The organism is Xenorhabdus ishibashii (assembly GCF_002632755.1).
Lineage (GTDB): Bacteria > Pseudomonadota > Gammaproteobacteria > Enterobacterales > Enterobacteriaceae > Xenorhabdus > Xenorhabdus ishibashii.
Window position 1 is genome coordinate 3,267,625 of sequence record NZ_NJAK01000001.1, and the last position, 17,240, is coordinate 3,284,864.

Consider the following 17,240-nt stretch of genomic DNA (forward strand, 5'->3'; position numbering starts at 1 on the left):
TTTATGGACTCATGAATAGATAACATGAGGACATAGTCAATAACAACTAAAGGGCCATCTGGCCAAAGGAAGAGGAAAACGATGTCACATCTTACTGAGCTGGTTGCAAAGGCAAAAGCAGCCGTGGAAGAAGCCCAGGATGTTGCCGCGTTGGATTTGGTGCGAGTTGAATACCTGGGAAAAAAAGGCCATTTAACCCTCCAGATGTCATCGCTGCGTGACTTACCAGCCGAGGAACGTCCAGCGGCAGGGGCTGTTATTAATCAGGCGAAACAAGAAGTCCAGGAAGCATTGAACGTGCGTAAGGCGAAACTGGAATCAGATGTTCTGAATGCACGTCTGGCAGCAGAAAAAATTGATGTTTCATTGCCTGGCCGTCGGATGGAAAATGGTGGCTTGCACCCTGTTACCCGAACTATCGAACGTATTGAAACTTTCTTTGGCGAGCTGGGCTTTTCTGTTGAATCTGGCCCAGAAATCGAAGATGACTATCATAACTTTGATGCTTTGAATATTCCTGCACACCATCCAGCGCGTGCTGATCACGATACTTTTTGGTTTGATGCGACACGTTTACTGCGTACCCAGACTTCTGGGGTGCAGATCCGCACGATGAAAGATAGTCAGCCACCAATTCGTATCATTGCGCCAGGACGTGTATACCGCAATGATTATGATCAGACACATACTCCAATGTTCCATCAGGTGGAAGGGTTGATTGTTGATAAAAATATCAGTTTTACCAATCTGAAAGGGACATTGCATGATTTTTTGAATAACTTCTTTGAAGACGATATGCAGATACGTTTCCGTCCTTCTTATTTTCCATTTACAGAACCTTCCGCAGAAGTTGATGTTATGGGTAAAAATGGCAAATGGTTAGAAGTATTAGGCTGCGGTATGGTGCACCCTAACGTATTGCGTAATGTTGGTATTGATCCTGAGGTCTATTCTGGTTTTGCCTTTGGTATGGGAATGGAGCGACTGACCATGCTTCGTTATGGTGTGACAGATTTGCGAGCATTCTTCGAAAATGATTTGCGTTTCCTCAAACAATTTAAATAAGGCGGGTATATCTCATGAAATTCAGTGAACTCTGGTTACGCGAGTGGGCAAACCCAGCCATTAATAGTGAAGCATTGTCTGATCAAATCACCATGGCTGGCTTGGAAGTTGATGGTGTTGAAAAAGTGGCAGGTCAATTCCACGGTGTAATTGTTGGTGAAGTTGTTGAATGTGGACAACATCCAAATGCAGATAAATTACGTGTCACAAAAGTTAATGTCGGCGGCGAACGTCTGCTGGATATTGTTTGTGGTGCACCTAATTGTCGTCAAGGACTTCGTGTTGCTGTTGCTACAATCGGTGCTGTGCTACCGGGTGATTTTAAAATTAAACCGGCAAAATTGCGTGGAGAGCCGTCAGAAGGCATGTTGTGTTCGTTTTCCGAACTAGGTATTGCTGACGATCAGGATGGCATTATTGAACTGCCAGCAGATGCGCCAATTGGTATTGATCTGCGTGATTACATGAAATTAGATGATAACGCGATCGAAATCAGCATTACACCAAACCGTGCTGACTGCCTGAGCATCATGGGAGTTGCCCGTGACGTTGCGGTTATTAATAAATTGTCCATGACTGAGCCGAGAATCGAAGCCGTTAAGCCGACGACAGATGCAACATTCCCTATTCGCGTTGATGCTCCTGAAGCGTGTCCACGTTATATGGGACGTGTAATTAAGAACGTCAACGTCAAGGCGACTACTCCATTGTGGATGCGTGAAAAACTGCGTCGTGGCGGCGTTCGTTCTATTGATCCGGTTGTTGATATCACCAACTATGTTTTACTCGAATTAGGCCAACCATTGCATGCGTTCGATTTAGAACGTTTAAATGGTTCAATTATTGTTCGCTTCGCTGAGCAAGGTGAGAAACTCACTCTGCTGGATGGTAATGAAATAGAACTTTCTGCTGAAACACTTGTTATTTCTGATGAAAAACAAGCGCTTGCTATGGCTGGCATTTTTGGCGGAGAATATTCTGGTGTTAATGCTGAAACTCAGCATATCATGCTGGAATGCGCATTTTTTGCACCATTGGCAATTGCCGGTCGTGCGCGCCGTTATGGTTTGCATACCGATGCTTCCCACCGTTTTGAACGCGGTGTTGATCCACAGCTTCAGTATAAAGCGATGGAATATGCCACTCAGTTGTTGGTCGACATTTGTGGTGGGGAAGCCGGAGAAATCGTTGATGTTGCTAGTGAATCTCATTTACCAAAACCAGCAACGATTACGCTTAATCGCAATAAATTAGATCGCTTGATTGGTCATCATATTACTGATGAACAAGTCACAGATATTCTGGTGCGTTTAGGCTGTCAGGTAACCATCCAGAATGGTAGTTGGCAAGCTGTTGCACCTAGCTGGCGCTTTGATATGCAAATCGAGGAAGATCTTGTTGAAGAGGTCGCCCGTATTTACGGTTATAACAACATTCCTGACGTACCTGTGCGTGCAGATCTGATGATGACTTCACATCGTGAAGCTGATTTGCCATTGAAACGGGTTAAAACAATGCTGGTGGACAGGGGTTATCAGGAAGCGATTACTTACAGCTTCGTTGATCCTAAGGTTCAGAAATATCTTCACCCACAGGAAGAAGCGTTGCTCTTGCCTAATCCGATTTCGGCGGATATGTCTGCAATGCGTTTGTCCTTGTTGACAGGATTATTGGTCACTGTCGCCTATAACCAAAACCGTCAACAAAACCGTGTTCGTTTATTCGAAACTGGGTTGCGTTTTGTGCCGGATGCAAATGCGGAACATGGAATTCGTCAGGAATTAATGCTTGGTGGTGTTATTGCAGGAAACCGGTTCGAAGAGCACTGGTCGATTGAAAAACAAGCAGTTGATTTCTTTGATTTGAAGGGTGATTTAGAATCTGTTTTAGAACTGACAGGTAAACTATCTAAGATTTCCTTTAAAGCAGAAGAACATCCTGCTTTACATCCTGGGCAAAGTGCAGGGATTTATCTGGGAAATAATTACATTGGTTATATCGGTGTTGTTCATCCAGAACTGGAGCGTAAACTTGACTTAAACGGCCGTACCGTGGTATTCGAGTTATTATGGACTGGTCTGGTAGACCGCGTGATCCCTGAAATGAAGGAAGTTTCTCGCTTCCCATCTAACCGCCGCGATATCGCCATCGTTGTGCCTGAAAATGTAGCCGCAGAAGATGTTCTGGCTGAATGTAAGAAAGTTGGCGTAAATCATATAGTTGGCATAAACTTGTTTGACGTGTATTGTGGTAAAGGTGTCGCGGAAGGCTACAAAAGTCTTGCTATTAGCTTAATCTTGCAGGATACCATGCGTACACTGGAAGAAGAAGAAATTGCTGCGACTGTCAACAAATGCGTTGCTGCATTAGAACAGCGATTCCAAGCATCCTTGAGGGACTGAACTTATGGCGCTTACTAAAGCTGAAATGTCAGAAAATCTGTTTGAAAAACTGGGTATTAGCAAGCGTGACGCTAAAGATCTGGTAGAAATGTTCTTTGAAGAAGTTCGTCGTTCTTTGGAGAATGGGGAGCAAGTGAAATTATCTGGATTCGGCAACTTTGATTTACGAGACAAAAATCAACGTCCAGGCCGTAATCCAAAAACAGGTGAAGATATTCCGATTACGGCTCGCCGTGTTGTCACTTTTCGCCCTGGCCAAAAACTGAAAAACCGAGTGGAAAAAGCATTACCCAAAGAATAAATATATAAAAAGGCCGCATTTTGCGGTCTTTTTCTTATCTTCTATCTTTATTGTGCTCAGCGGAAAGAGCACTTATTTTTTAACATGGCCTCACACATGCGCTCTGTTTATGAGTTGATCACCTACCAGAGAAAACGTAACCATCGGGTGATGGCGGTTTTATCTGTTCTATTCGTTATTCTGTTCATTTTGTCACTATGCGCTGGTGAAATCTGGTTTTGGCCTGATCAGTGGTTATCGGAGCCTGCGCGGTTGTTTATTTGGCAGTTGAGGTTGCCCAGAGCGATTGCAGTAATCGTGGTTGGCGCGAGCTTAGCTCTGTCAGGAGCAATTATGCAGGCGTTGTTTGAGAATCCATTGGCAGAACCAGGATTGCTTGGGATCAGTAATGGTGCCGGTGTTGTAGTGGTGTTTTTAATCCTTATCTTTCATGGTATTGCGCCATTATGGTTGTTAAGTGTGGGAGCGGTACTTGGGGCATTTTTCATGACGGCTATTTTGCTGGTTTTTTCCAGAAAACAGCAAGTGACTAATACCCGTCTGTTATTGATTGGTGTTGCTTTCGGGGTGATCTTTGGCGCTTTAATGACATGGATGGTTTATTTCAGTACCAGCTTAGATCTCCGCCAATTAATGTATTGGATGATGGGAAGTTTCAGTGGAATTGATTGGCGCCAAAAATGGCTGTTTGTTGTATTGCTTCCCGCTATCTTATGGTTAAGCAGCAAAGGCAATATCTTGAATTATCTCTCTCTTGGAGAGTTACAGGCTCGGCAACTGGGGGTGTCCCACCATAAATGGCGTAATGTGTTTGTATCGGTAATCGGGTTATTAGTTGGTTTGAGCGTTGCCCTTGCGGGAGCGATCAGTTTTATCGGTTTGGTTATCCCCCATATTTTAAGATTGATTGGCTTAACTGATCATAAGGCATTACTTCCGGCTTGTGCGTTGGCGGGAAGCAGTGGTTTGCTGCTGGCAGATTTAGTTTCTCGCCTGTCATTATCTCATGCCGAAGTGCCGATAGGGGTTGTCACGGTAACCTTAGGATCTCCAATTTTTATATGGCTTTTATTAAGAACGCGTCATTATTAAGAAATCCCGTTTTTGCATTGTTAATGCAGATAAGGAGATGAGGGGAATAACATGATCGGGCAACCGATTTTGGAACTGGATAATGTAAATATAAACAATAGATTGAGTTCATTATCTGAATCCGTTACGGCAGGAAAACAAATTCATCTGGTGGGACTCAATGGTTCAGGGAAAAGTACACTGCTCGCAGCAATTGCGGGTGTTTTACCCTATAGCGGCACTATTCGCTTGCATGGTCGGAATTTGCAGGATTATCGCCAGCACGAGTTAGCAAAGCGCCGAGCCTGGCTATCCCAAACTTCTTCTGTTCCTGCCATGCCGGTTTTTCAATATTTAGATATGTTCCGCCCTGAATGCGCTCCATTAGCTCAAAGTGAACATGTGTTGTATGAACTTTGCCAGCAAATGAAACTCCTGCCATTGCTTTCTTCGTCAATTGGTCAACTTTCCGGCGGAGAGTGGCAGCGTGTCAGGCTGGCAGGCACTTTTTTTCAGATATGGCCGGATTTGAATCCTGATGGGAGTTTACTCTTACTTGATGAGCCGACAAATAATCTTGATATTACTCAACAAGCCATTTTAGATAAGTTAACAAAAAGATTTTGTGCAGTGGGGGGAACGGTATTGTTGAGTAGTCATGATCTTAACCACACATATGAACAAGCGACAGAAGTATGGCTGCTCTTGCATGGAAGATTGCTAGTATCGGGTATGCCACAGAATGTAATGACAGAACGCAATTTGTCAGAAGTTTTTGAGGCCAATATTGGACATATTAAAAATGCCAGCTATAAATTATGGAGGGTCAGCCACGTGTAGTTTCCGTAAATAAATCCACCATAATTATTGCTTGCTATCTGCTTTTGGTGTTTGGTTGACCATAATTTGTTTTCCGTTGATGTTTTGTTAAAAAATCATCATTTAAGATTATTCAATTATAAAACAATTAGGATATACAAGGCACAAGGCGGTTATGGATAGTTTTTTGCCATTTTCTCGTCCTGCAATTGGCAGAGAAGAGATAGAAGCGGTAGAGAAAGTTTTATATTCAGGTTGGATTACCACAGGCCCACAAAACCATCAGTTAGAGCAAGATTTTTCTCTTATGTTTGGATGCAAACATGCTATTGCTCTATGTTCTGCTACAGCGGGAATGCATTTGGCTTTGTTGGCATTAGGTATAGGCCCAGGTGATGAAGTCATTACTCCTTCCCAAACTTGGGTTTCCACTATCAATATGATTTGTTTGTTGGGTGCTGAGCCTATCATGGTTGATGTTGATCGTGATACATTGATGGTCAGTGCAGAAACAATTAAAAAATCGATTACCCCCAAAACCAGAGCAATAATTCCCGTCCATTATGCGGGAGCGCCTTGTGACCTTGACGCTCTTCGCGCTGTCGCTCAAGAAGTTAATATTCCCCTGATTGAAGATGCAGCCCATGCGGTCGGCACCCGTTATAAAAATGAATGGGTCGGAGAGCAGGGAACCGCAATCTTTTCTTTTCATGCTATTAAAAACATGACCTGTGCAGAAGGTGGCATGTTCGTTACAGATGATGATGAGCTTGCCCAACGGATCCGTTGTCTAAAATTTCATGGCTTAGCGGTGGATGCTTTTGATAGGCAAATTCAGGGTAGGAAACCTCAAGCGGAAGTGATTGAGCCAGGGTTTAAATACAACCTGTCAGATATTCATGCGGCGATGGCAGTTGTGCAACTAGGCAAACTGGCATCAATGAATGAACGTCGTCGGGAATTGGTGGCTCGCTATTCTGATGCTCTTATTGATTCACCCTTGCAAATGCTGAAAGTTCCCGAATATGCGCATTTGCATTCCCACCATCTTTTTATGGTACGTGTTGACAAAAGTATCTGTGGTATTGACCGCGATACTTTTATGGCACGCTTAAAGGACAGAAATATTGGCACAGGTTTGCATTTCAGGGCCGCGCACACACAAAAATATTATCGTGAGCGTTATCCACAACTTTCCCTGCCTGTATCTGAGTGGAATTCGTCAACACTTTGTTCATTACCTCTTTTCCCAGATATGAACAATGACGATGTAGATCGTGTCGTGAATGTGATAACTGAAATTCTTTCGGAGCGTAGTAAGTGACATTTGAGAAGATCAAAAAAGTTTCAGTCGTTATTCCTGTTTACAATGAAGAAGACAGTTTACCCCAGTTGCTGGAAAGAACTCTCGCAGCGTGCCAAAAATTAGAACAGAAATACGAATTAATTTTGGTTGATGATGGCAGCCATGATAGTTCCGCCGAGATCTTAACCCAGGCGGCTGAATCTCCAGAAAATCATGTGATTGCGATTTTGCTTAACCGTAATTATGGACAACATTCAGCAATTATGGCTGGTTTCCATCAAGCTGATGGTGATCTGGTTATTACACTTGATGCTGATTTACAAAACCCGCCAGAAGAAATCCCTCGTTTAGTTAAAACGGCAGAAGAAGGATATGACGTTGTGGGTACACGTCGTATTCATCGTCAAGATTCTTGGTTCCGTAAAACTGCTTCTAAAATAATCAATGCGATGATAACCAAAGCGACAGGGCGTTCAATGGGCGATTATGGTTGTATGTTGCGCGCCTATCGACGTCACATTGTAAGTGCGATGCTTCAATGCCATGAACGCAGCACGTTTATTCCCATCCTTGCCAACACATTTGCACGCAGAACAGTAGAGATTGATGTAGCCCATGCAGAGCGTGAGTTTGGGGACTCCAAATACAGTTTTATGAAACTGATAAACCTGATGTATGACCTTCTGACGTGCTTAACAACTGCACCATTGCGGTTATTAAGTGTAGCGGGAAGCATCATTGCCATAGCAGGTTTTTTATTGGCGGTGTTATTGATTGTTTTACGCCTTATATTTGGTTCAATGTGGGCTGCTGAAGGGGTGTTTACCCTGTTTGCTATTCTCTTTATGTTCATCGGAGCACAGTTCGTCGCCATGGGACTGTTGGGTGAATACATTGGTCGCATATATAACGATGTTCGTGCTCGTCCGCGCTATTTTATTCAAAAAGTGGTCGGAGTTAAGAAGACTAACGATAATCAGGAAGAAAGCTAATGAAAGCAGTTATTTTTGCCTATCACGATATTGGTTGTGTCGGACTTAATGCATTAGTAAAAGCGGGTTTTGATGTTCAGGCGGTATTTACTCATACTGATGATCCAAATGAAAATCATTTTTTCTCCTCTGTTGCACGTATCGGTGCTGATTTGGGTTTACCCGTGTTTGCACCAGAAAATGTGAATCACCCGCTTTGGGTTGAACGCATTCGTGAGATGAAACCCGATGTCATTTTCTCTTTTTACTATCGCAATATGCTGAGTCAGGAAATTCTGTCACTGGCTGAAAAAGGCTCATTTAACCTTCATGGCTCCTTGTTACCGAAATATCGTGGTCGTGCTCCGGTTAACTGGGCGGTACTCAATGGAGAGACCGAAACCGGTGTAACATTACATAGAATGCTGGAAAAGCCAGATGCGGGAGATATCATCGCGCAGCAGGCTGTACCAATTGCTGACAATGATACTTCCTTGATAGCTCATGGAAAAATACGCGAAGCAGCAGTTGAATTATTGGATCACATTCTGCCGCAAATAAAATCAGGTCATTATCCGTCAATTCCACAGGATGAAAGCCAGGCAACTTATTTTGGCCGCCGCACCGCCGAAGATGGTGAAATAGCGTGGAATAGATCTGCCAAAGAAATTAATAACTTAGTCAGGGCAGTGACAGAGCCATATCCAGGAGCATTTACTTTTCTCGGTGAGCGTAAGATTACGATTTGGCGTTCACGCCCACTTAATCAATCCCACGGAAAACGCCCAGGCACTGTAATCTCGGCTGATCCATTTGTGATTGCTTGTGGTGATGGTGCACTGGAAATTATTAGCGGCCAGGGGGAGGCGGGGCTTTATGTTCAAGGTAATCGATTAGCTCTTGAGATAGGCATTGTAGCTGGGGCTTATGTTGGTCCCAGAGCGACAACCCAAGTCAGTCGTCGTAAGCGTGTACTCATTTTGGGCGTCAATGGATTCATTGGTAATCACCTGACTGAACGATTGTTGAGTGATGGCAATTATGATATTTACGGGATGGACATTGGCTCTTCTGCCATTGAACGATTTATTGGCAATCCTCGCTTTCACTTCATCGAAGGTGATATCAGCATTCATACCGAGTGGATTGAATATCACATCAAAAAATGTGATGTCATCCTGCCATTAGTGGCAATTGCAACTCCGATTGAATATACCCGTAATCCTTTGCGAGTCTTTGAACTGGATTTTGAAGAGAACCTTAAAATTGTTCGTTATTGTGTTAAGTACAATAAACGGATTGTTTTCCCATCCACATCCGAGGTTTACGGTATGTGTGATGATAAAGAATTTGATGAAGATACTTCACGTCTGATTATTGGACCTATTAATAAACAGCGTTGGATCTATTCAGTTTCAAAACAATTACTTGATCGAGTTATTTGGGCATATGGCACACAAGATGGCCTGAAATTCACCTTATTCCGCCCGTTTAACTGGATGGGGCCAAGGCTGGATAACCTAAATTCAGCGCGTATTGGGAGTTCAAGAGCCATTACCCAACTAATTTTGAACTTGGTGGAAGGTTCACCGATTAAATTGGTGGATGGGGGAGAGCAAAAACGCTGTTTCACTGATATCCATGATGGCATTGAAGCACTGTTTAGGATCATCGAAAATCGGGATGGGTTATGCGATAGCCAGATAATCAATATCGGTAATCCAACAAATGAAGCAAGCATCCGCCAGTTGGCCGAAATGTTATTAGATAGCTTTGAGAAACATGCGTTGCGAGGGCACTTCCCCCCATTTGCTGGATTCAAGAAGATTGAGAGCAGTAGTTATTATGGGCAAGGCTATCAGGATGTTGCACACCGCAAACCCAGCATTAAAAACGCCGAGCGTCTGTTAGGTTGGAAACCCACTATTGATATGAAGCAAACCATTGATGAAACATTGGATTTCTTTCTGCGTGGAGCAGTTGAAGAATCCAAAGGGAATGATTGAAAAATCAATTGTAAAACGGGAATAGCGTAATGAAAAAAGTTGGTTTAAGAATTGATGTGGACACTTATCAAGGCACTAAGGAAGGTGTACCACGGTTGCTTGAAGTTTTACAAAAGCACCATATTCAAGCCAGCTTTTTCTTCAGTGTTGGGCCGGACAATATGGGGCGCCATTTATGGCGCCTGTTACGACCGAAGTTTCTCTGGAAGATGTTGAGATCAAATGCAGTGTCTCTCTATGGTCTGGATATTTTGTTGGCTGGTACAGCCTGGCCGGGGAAAAAGATTGCAAAAGATTTAGGGTATTTGATGAAACAAACAATGGATGCAGGCCATGAAGTTGGTTTACATGCATGGGATCATCAAGGTTGGCAGGCAAAAGTAGGGCGTTGGTCGGAGAATGAATTAGCAGAACAAGTGAAGTTAGGTGTTGATGCTTTGGAAAAGGCAACTGGGAAAGCCGTTACATGCTCAGCCGTTGCGGGTTGGCGAGCCGATGAGCATGTTCTGGCTGTTAAACAGCGTTTTGGTTTTGATTACAACAGTGATTGCCGCGGAACACATCCATTCAGGCCACTTTTGCCCGATGGAAAAATGGGAACTGTACAAATTCCTGTCACATTACCTACCTATGATGAAGTTGTTGGAACACAAGTCAGCGATGCAGATTTTAATCACTTTATCCTTGACGCGATTAAAAGTGATCGTGGAGTTCCTGTTTATACGATCCATACCGAAGTCGAAGGTATGTCGAAATCTGAACAGTTTGCGACATTGCTGGATATGCTCCATCAACAAAATATTCAGTTTTGTAAATTAAGCCATTTGTTACCGGAAAATAGGGATACGCTCCCTGTTGGGAAAATTGTTCGTTCGTGTTTTCCTGGTCGTGAAGGCTGGTTAGGCTGCCAACAAGAGGTATAACACAGATGTTGAACACGCGGACGAGTAAAGCAGGAGCCGTTCTGATGGCTCTTTTTTTTGTTCTTACTTACTTATTGCCTCTAAATAGTCGTCTATTATGGCAACCGGATGAAACTCGGTATGCTGAAATTAGTCGGGAAATGCTGCAACGTGGAGATTGGATCGTACCTTACTTCTTGGATATTCGCTATTTTGAAAAACCAGTAGCAGGATATTGGATCAACAACATTAGCCAGTGGCTTTTTGGAGACAGTAATTTTGCTGTTCGTTTTGGCTCTGTGCTTAGTATCCTAATCAGCACATTTCTCCTCCATCGTTTGGCAATGATGATGTGGCAATGTCGCCAGACGGCTTTCGTTTCCAGCCTGATTTATATTTCCATGTTTATTGTTTTTTCCATTGGCACTTACAGTGTCCTTGATCCCATGTTTTCTTTATGGGTTACAGCAGGGATTGTGAGCTGTTATTGGGCGCTTAAGGCTGTGACGATCCGAGAACAAATTTTGGCATGGTCTGTTTTGGGTTTGGCCTGTGGTATGGCTTTTATGACAAAAGGATTTCTGGCATTGGCACTACCCGTGATGACCATGATACCCATCACGATATACCAGAAACGCTTTTGGACAATGGTTCGTTTTGGGCCTCTTGCCGTGATTTTTGCTATTTTGATCAGCATGCCGTGGGTGATCGCGATTGCTGTGCGTGAGCCGGATTACTGGCATTATTTCTTTTGGATAGAGCATATACAGCGTTTTGCTTCTGAAAAAGCTCAGCATATTGCGCCTGTTTGGTATTACTTGCCCGTATTAATTTTAGGGGTTATTCCGTGGTTAGGATTACTGCCAGGTGCTTTAATCAAAAGTTGGCAAGAGAAAAAAAATCACCCGGAAATGTTTTTCTTGTTTTGTTGGTTTGTTGTTCCATTTATATTTTTTAGCATCGCAAAAGGAAAACTGCCGACTTACGTTTTACCTTTTATCGGCCCTTTAGCATTGATGATGGCAAAATATGGTGTCGATTGTGCCAAAAATGGCAAAATGAAGGCATTGAAAATAAATGGATTGATAAATGTTTTTATCGGATTACTCGCCATTTTAACCCTTTTTGCTATGGAAACTTTAAAGGCTCCCCCACTTTATCAACCCGATGAATGGTTGAAATGGATTATGGGAATTATTGCCTTTGGCGTTTGGGGGGGAATTGGTTTTCTTTGCTTTATTCACGATGGTAAATATTGGTTATGGGCCGCTGCTTGTTCAATTATGCTCAGCTTATCCATAGGTAGTGCATTGCCTGACAAGACAATCAACTCCAAACTTCCTCAGCACTTTATTCAACAAAACGAAAAAGAGTTAGCTGACAGTCAATATATTTTGACCCAATCGGTTGGCGTGGGTTCGGCGATTGCGTGGGAATTAAAGCGCAGTGATATTTACCTGCTTGATCGTTCAGGGGAATTAGAATACGGGCTTGATTACCCTGACAGCCGATACCGATACATCACAGAGAAAGAATTCCCTGCATGGTTGGCGGAAACACGCAAAAAAGGTCAAGTCGCTGTTGTTTTTCTATTGCCCTCAGGAGGTGAGTTGTCTGAATTGCCGAAACCAGATTTTGTGCGGCGTAATCATAGATTAGTGCTTGTGATTTACAAGAAACAGTCATGATCAGCAATATAACATTATTGATTTTGGTTAGCTTACTGACTTGTGCGGGGCAATTATGCCAGAAACAGGCGGTTAGTTGTTGGCAGAAAAAAGATACCCCACATAAGGTGGTATCTATGGTCATATGGTTGTCCAGTGCTATTCTTCTGTTGGGTATAGGGATGATATTTTGGTTGCGATTATTGCAATTTCTGCCACTGAGTATCGCTTACCCTCTGCTGAGTATAAATTTTGTCATAGTGACTTTGATTGGACAATTCCTGTATCAGGAAAAGGTGGGGTTAAAGCACTGGATGGGGATTTTTGCCATTATGTTTGGCATCTTATTGATGAGTTTGAGTCAATGAAAGGTTATCTTTGGGGGATGGCGAGTGTCTTGCTGATCACTGTAGCGCAATTGTTATTGAAGTGGGGAGTTGCCCATCTGCCGGAACTTTCGTTATCAATGCATTGGCTGGATATCAACTGGTTTTGGGCAAATCACAATCCTTTGCTGATGATTATGGCAGGATTGGCGGGTTATATATTATCCATGTTATGTTGGTTTTTTACATTGAAATATCTGCCATTGAATAAAGCATACCCTATTATTAGTTTGAGTTACGCCTTTGTTTATTTAATGGCGGCTTTATTACCTTGGTTCAGTGAAACTATTTCACTGTTAAAAACGTCGGGCGTTTTTTTTATCTTATTGGGTATTTGGTTAATCAGCAAACCAGAAAAAAAACAATCTCATTGATTATGGTTACCGCATAATATTTCGGTGGAAATCAAACGTTGATTTTGTCACCCAACGAAGGACGTTAATTCGAGGGTGAGCAACATTTTGAATACATGACCTTTTTTAAAAATGTGTCCGAAAGTTATTGAGCACTACATAACACCAATAGGGCAACGATAGCGGACAGTGTCGTCTGCGCGTGGGCGTTTTTTTATGCTATAGTAGGCCACCTATGATGCTCTCCAGTTTAAATTTTCACAATACAAAGGGGAGCCATTTAGGGTGCTGGTAATCCCAAAATAGCCAAAACAACCTTAAATGCACTAAAATGAGCAAAAATAGTAATTCAGAAAATTCAGTATAATAAATAGTGAGTAATGGCGGGGGTTGACAATGAAATTGAGGTGTTTATTTTTTCTATCCAGCTTGTTTCTTATTGGTTGTACCAATCCTGTTTCCAGGCCTAATTCCTCTCCACTAAAGGTTGCTCTCTCTGATCCGATAATGGTTATTGCTCAGTTAAAAGATCAACTCAAACGATGGCAGAATACGCCATATCGTTATGGTGGAATGGATAGGCATGGTATTGATTGTTCCGGTTTTGTGTACCGAACTTTTTCTGATCGCTTTAATATCCAGCTTCCTCGCACAACAAGTGAACAAATGAACATAGGCACGCGGATAAGTAAAGATGATCTGATGCCAGGCGATCTGGTTTTTTTCAAAATCGGTAGTGGAAAAAGTGAGTTACATGTGGGCATTTATGATACTAACAACCAGTTTATTCATGCATCTACAAGTAAAGGCGTAATACGCTCTTCTCTTGATAATGTATATTGGCGTCGTGTTTTTTGGCAAGCCCGTAGGATTTAACGTCACTTCCATTTCATCATTGTTCCATTATAAATAGAGTTCCGCAATATTGGCGCTATTTTGGGTTGTGTACTTATTTTTTGCGGCATCTCTATTTTAGAATACTTATTCTTTATGAGGTTTATTCCTCACAATGTAGGAACGTCTTCAACTCAGGCAGATGTCCGTTTTCCCGGAATTTAGCGGGTGTAGTATTAAAATGTTTTTTAAATATTCGGGTAAATGTAGCTTGAGAGCTAAAACCATATTGAAGCGCAATGTCAAGGATGGGTAAATTGCCTTCACGTAAAGATCTGGCTGCTTCATGGAGACGACGACGGCGCACATATTGACCTAAAGTACAGCCTTTTAATTCCTTAAAAATTCGTTGTAAATGCCATTTTGAGTAACCACTTTTGTGGGCTATAGCATCTATTTTAATACCTTCATTCCGTTGAAGTTGGCTTTCTAACCATCTTACAATATCGTTGATAATATTTTCTAACATGTTTACCTTCCACATAGGTGGGATTTTGCTAAAAATACATTGATAAATAATTAGCTAACCCGAATTCTGCTTAAGCCATCATTGGAACAGCGTCTTCTGAGTAGAAAACTTTCAGTGATGGTTTTTTCAATTTAAGGCAGTAAGCGATCAGTCCACCTAAAACGGTCAACATAAATCCTCTTATACTTCGGTGGCGAGAGTGCTCTATCTGAGAAATTAATTTTAATTGGCCATTAATCGTTTCAATGATAAAACGCTTTTTTAACATTATCTTATCCCACTCAGCTTGCATACGGGCTTTCATGTTACGCCGTTTTTTCGTGATGAAAGTGACACCGCTGTTGGCTAAATCGTCCGCCAATTCCTGACTCAGATAACCTTTATCGCCGTAAAGAGAACCCATTAATTCTGTGGTTAATTCGCGAACCGGTTCCCGATCATCCACATTACCGGCCGTGACTTTAAGCGCGAGAATTTCCCCCTGATGATTGACAACCAAGTGTAATTTGAAACCATAAAACCATCCCATTGAATTTTTTCCACGCTGTGCGATCCCCGCAAAGACCTTATGTCGAGGGATGCGAATGTTATGGCAGACACTCAAACTGGTGGAATCAATAAAAGCAATGCCTGTGGGTTTCCCTTTTAATTGAGTCAGATAGCTGCATAATGGCACCAAAACGGAAGGGGCAACGCTGATAAAACGGGTATAACTGAGTAAAGTGGCGAAGTCGCGGTGGTGGTATTGCCAAATATGTTTCAAATAAAAATTTTTAAAATCACGGTAATGCGACATATGAAAAAGGATCAAAATGGTCATGATTTCACTGGGATACATATGACCTTGTCGGCGGCGTAAACGATGCCCACTCTCAAGGCAAAATTGTTCCCATTGAGGAATGAAAAAACGGCAAAAATCATCGACATCACAGAAAATTTCAACTAACTTGTCCATAGCCTGTTCCCCCTCGGAGTTGTTTTCGGTGTGCACCAAAACTTTGCTCCTGGAACAGGCTTCTCGTCAATTTCTTATCCAGAATTCGGGTTAGTTATTTTTGCTACAGATGATAAATCATCTCAACCTATTGAACTTCAATCCTATAATAAGATTGATTTTATTATGGCTTTAGCCAGTTTAAGTCGCGTTAGCGTCTTAAACATAAAACCACCCGCTTTGCGGGTGGAGTTCAAAGGTTATACCAAGAAAAACACCTTTCCGTTACGATATAGATGTTCAAGCTAATACTCGTAACTCAAATAAGGAAAGGTGTTTATGGGCATTAAAGCACAAAGCTCAGCGCATACAAAGTGGCTGTGTAAATACCATATCGTCTTTTCGCCGAAATATAGACGGAAAGTGATTTTTAATAATATTCGTTCAAGTGTGGGAGAGATCCTCAGAGACCTTTGTAAGTATAAAGGTGTGGAAATAATCGAAGGTCATCTCATGCCAGATCATGTTCATATGTTGGTGAGTATTCCACCAAAGCTAAGCGTTTCAAGCTTTATGGGATATTTGAAGGGTAAAAGTTCGTTGATGATCTTTGATAGACACGCCAATTTAAAATATAAATTTGGCAACAGAAAGTTTTGGGCGGAAGGGTTCTATGTCAGTACGGTAGGGCTAAATGAAGCGACAATTCAAAAGTATATCAGAGAGCAAGAAAAGTCGGATTTAATCTCGGATAAATTGAGTAGGGTCTGTTGATGTTTTAAGGTCATAATTCATTCAGCCCACATGGGCAACCAGACAATGATAAACGCCAGAGCCAACATACTGGCGTAATTCCGTTCAAGCTTATCGTATCTTGTTGCTATTGCACGAAAATGTTTAACCCTAGCGAACGCATTCTCCACCAAATGACGATAACGATATAAACATTTATCAATCTGTTTATCCGATTTTCGGCTATTTTTCCGGTAGGGAATAATCGGCGTTGCTCCTTGCTGTTCAATATGATTTCTGAAAGCCTGACTGTCGTACCCTTTGTCAGCTATCACAAAGTCCGAAGGGGGCGATTGCTCGACTAAACTTTCAGCATGAACAATGTCATGCACTTGTCCCCCGGACAATTCAAAATGAACAGGCAAGCCATAACTATCGACGGCCAAATGAATTTTGGTTGAACGTCCACCACAACTTTTGCCAATCGCCTCATCATCATCTGAAGCCGCTCCGGCACTGTGCTGATGAGCACGGACGATACTCCCATCAATAAACAACCATTCCCTATCAGCAACCCCAGATAACCACTTGAAAATGAGCTGTAAAACCCCTTTCTTTGACCACGCATTGAAACGTTGAAAGACACTATTCCATTTGCCGAATTCTGGCGGTAAATCGCGCCAGGGAACGCTCGTTCTCATTCGGTAAAGAATGCCTTCAACGGTCAAACGGTGTTCAGGTTTGTGATAAATCCAACCCGCATGTTGCATTAACGCAGATAGCTTATTCCATTGGAGATCTGTTAACATAGTTCGCGGCATGATGGTGAGGTCTGGTTGTTTTTTGGCGAAAGTAATTATACCAAATCATCATGCTGTTTAATAATCCCTCACAAAACATCAACACGCCCTAGTAAAGAGCATGTAGACCCCTTCAAGGGGTAGGCCAAAGCAGCAAAGACA

General features: G+C 42.3%; 17 protein-coding genes. 14 read left to right on the plus strand and 3 right to left on the minus strand.

Features of this window, described 5'->3' with window-relative positions; all coding sequences use genetic code 11:
• The first annotated feature begins 81 nt into the window (after positions 1-81).
• The 13 genes from pheS to Xish_RS15500 all read left to right on the plus strand — a co-directional run bounded on the left by pheS (position 82) and on the right by Xish_RS15500 (position 14,125).
• Positions 82-1,065: a phenylalanine--tRNA ligase subunit alpha gene (gene pheS, locus Xish_RS15440; RefSeq protein WP_099118594.1), complete on the plus strand. Its 984-nt coding sequence runs from the start codon at positions 82-84 to the stop codon at positions 1,063-1,065.
• Between the two features lie 14 nt (positions 1,066-1,079).
• Positions 1,080-3,467 carry a phenylalanine--tRNA ligase subunit beta gene (gene pheT / locus Xish_RS15445; protein ID WP_099118595.1) on the plus strand — a complete coding sequence of 796 codons (2,388 nt, stop codon included), beginning with the start codon at positions 1,080-1,082 and terminating at the stop codon, positions 3,465-3,467.
• Positions 3,468-3,471: 4 nt separating this feature from the next.
• Positions 3,472-3,768 carry an integration host factor subunit alpha gene (ihfA, locus tag Xish_RS15450; protein ID WP_038233943.1) on the plus strand — a complete coding sequence of 99 codons (297 nt, stop codon included), beginning with the start codon at positions 3,472-3,474 and terminating at the stop codon, positions 3,766-3,768.
• A 96-nt stretch (positions 3,769-3,864) separates the two neighbouring features.
• On the plus strand, positions 3,865-4,860 hold the full coding sequence (btuC, locus tag Xish_RS15455) for a vitamin B12 ABC transporter permease BtuC (RefSeq protein ID WP_099118791.1): 996 nt from the start codon (positions 3,865-3,867) through the stop codon (positions 4,858-4,860).
• Between the two features lie 51 nt (positions 4,861-4,911).
• Entirely contained in the window at positions 4,912-5,679 is a 768-nt protein-coding gene (gene btuD / locus Xish_RS15460; protein WP_099118596.1) for a vitamin B12 ABC transporter ATP-binding protein BtuD, read from the plus strand.
• Between the two features lie 154 nt (positions 5,680-5,833).
• Complete coding sequence (gene arnB, locus Xish_RS15465) at positions 5,834-6,982, plus strand: UDP-4-amino-4-deoxy-L-arabinose aminotransferase (RefSeq protein ID WP_099118597.1); 1,149 nt, start codon at positions 5,834-5,836, stop codon at positions 6,980-6,982.
• Positions 6,979-7,956 (plus strand): undecaprenyl-phosphate 4-deoxy-4-formamido-L-arabinose transferase, encoded by a 978-nt coding sequence (gene arnC / locus Xish_RS15470; protein ID WP_099118598.1) that lies wholly within the window; start codon positions 6,979-6,981, stop codon positions 7,954-7,956. The genes arnB and arnC overlap by 4 nt, the downstream gene beginning before the upstream one ends.
• Positions 7,956-9,941 carry a bifunctional UDP-4-amino-4-deoxy-L-arabinose formyltransferase/UDP-glucuronic acid oxidase ArnA gene (gene arnA / locus Xish_RS15475; protein ID WP_099118599.1) on the plus strand — a complete coding sequence of 662 codons (1,986 nt, stop codon included), beginning with the start codon at positions 7,956-7,958 and terminating at the stop codon, positions 9,939-9,941. The genes arnC and arnA overlap by 1 nt, the downstream gene beginning before the upstream one ends.
• 29 nt (positions 9,942-9,970) lie before the next feature.
• On the plus strand, positions 9,971-10,864 hold the full coding sequence (gene arnD / locus Xish_RS15480; protein ID WP_099118600.1) for a 4-deoxy-4-formamido-L-arabinose-phosphoundecaprenol deformylase: 894 nt from the start codon (positions 9,971-9,973) through the stop codon (positions 10,862-10,864).
• 5 nt (positions 10,865-10,869) lie between these two features.
• Entirely contained in the window at positions 10,870-12,531 is a 1,662-nt protein-coding gene (gene arnT / locus Xish_RS15485; RefSeq protein WP_099118601.1) for a lipid IV(A) 4-amino-4-deoxy-L-arabinosyltransferase, read from the plus strand.
• Positions 12,528-12,878, plus strand: coding sequence for a 4-amino-4-deoxy-L-arabinose-phosphoundecaprenol flippase subunit ArnE (gene arnE / locus Xish_RS15490; RefSeq protein WP_099118602.1), 351 nt, complete (start codon positions 12,528-12,530; stop codon positions 12,876-12,878). Before arnT ends, arnE begins: the two co-directional genes overlap by 4 nt.
• Positions 12,875-13,270 (plus strand): 4-amino-4-deoxy-L-arabinose-phosphoundecaprenol flippase subunit ArnF, encoded by a 396-nt coding sequence (arnF, locus tag Xish_RS15495; RefSeq protein ID WP_099118603.1) that lies wholly within the window; start codon positions 12,875-12,877, stop codon positions 13,268-13,270. The genes arnE and arnF overlap by 4 nt, the downstream gene beginning before the upstream one ends.
• Before the next feature lie 375 nt (positions 13,271-13,645).
• Positions 13,646-14,125, plus strand: a complete 480-nt coding sequence (locus Xish_RS15500) for a C40 family peptidase (RefSeq protein WP_099118604.1) — start codon at positions 13,646-13,648, stop codon at positions 14,123-14,125.
• Between the two features lie 121 nt (positions 14,126-14,246).
• On the opposite strand, the gene Xish_RS15505 is transcribed toward Xish_RS15500, so the two are convergent.
• Both Xish_RS15505 and Xish_RS15510 read right to left on the minus strand, forming a co-directional pair.
• Positions 14,247-14,612, minus strand: a complete 366-nt coding sequence (locus tag Xish_RS15505; RefSeq protein ID WP_099118605.1) for a helix-turn-helix domain-containing protein — start codon at positions 14,610-14,612, stop codon at positions 14,247-14,249.
• A 70-nt stretch (positions 14,613-14,682) separates the two neighbouring features.
• Positions 14,683-15,567 (minus strand): IS982 family transposase, encoded by an 885-nt coding sequence (locus tag Xish_RS15510; protein ID WP_099116568.1) that lies wholly within the window; start codon positions 15,565-15,567, stop codon positions 14,683-14,685.
• A gap of 318 nt (positions 15,568-15,885) precedes the next feature.
• On the opposite strand from Xish_RS15510, the gene tnpA reads away from it, so the two are divergent.
• The gene (tnpA, locus tag Xish_RS15515; protein ID WP_099118586.1) at positions 15,886-16,320 is read left to right on the plus strand and encodes an IS200/IS605 family transposase; all 435 of its coding nucleotides are present in this window, start codon (positions 15,886-15,888) and stop codon (positions 16,318-16,320) included.
• Between the two features lie 17 nt (positions 16,321-16,337).
• On the opposite strand, the gene Xish_RS15520 is transcribed toward tnpA, so the two are convergent.
• Positions 16,338-17,099: an IS5 family transposase gene (locus Xish_RS15520; RefSeq protein ID WP_099118587.1), complete on the minus strand. Its 762-nt coding sequence runs from the start codon at positions 17,097-17,099 to the stop codon at positions 16,338-16,340.
• Positions 17,100-17,240 lie beyond the last annotated feature (141 nt).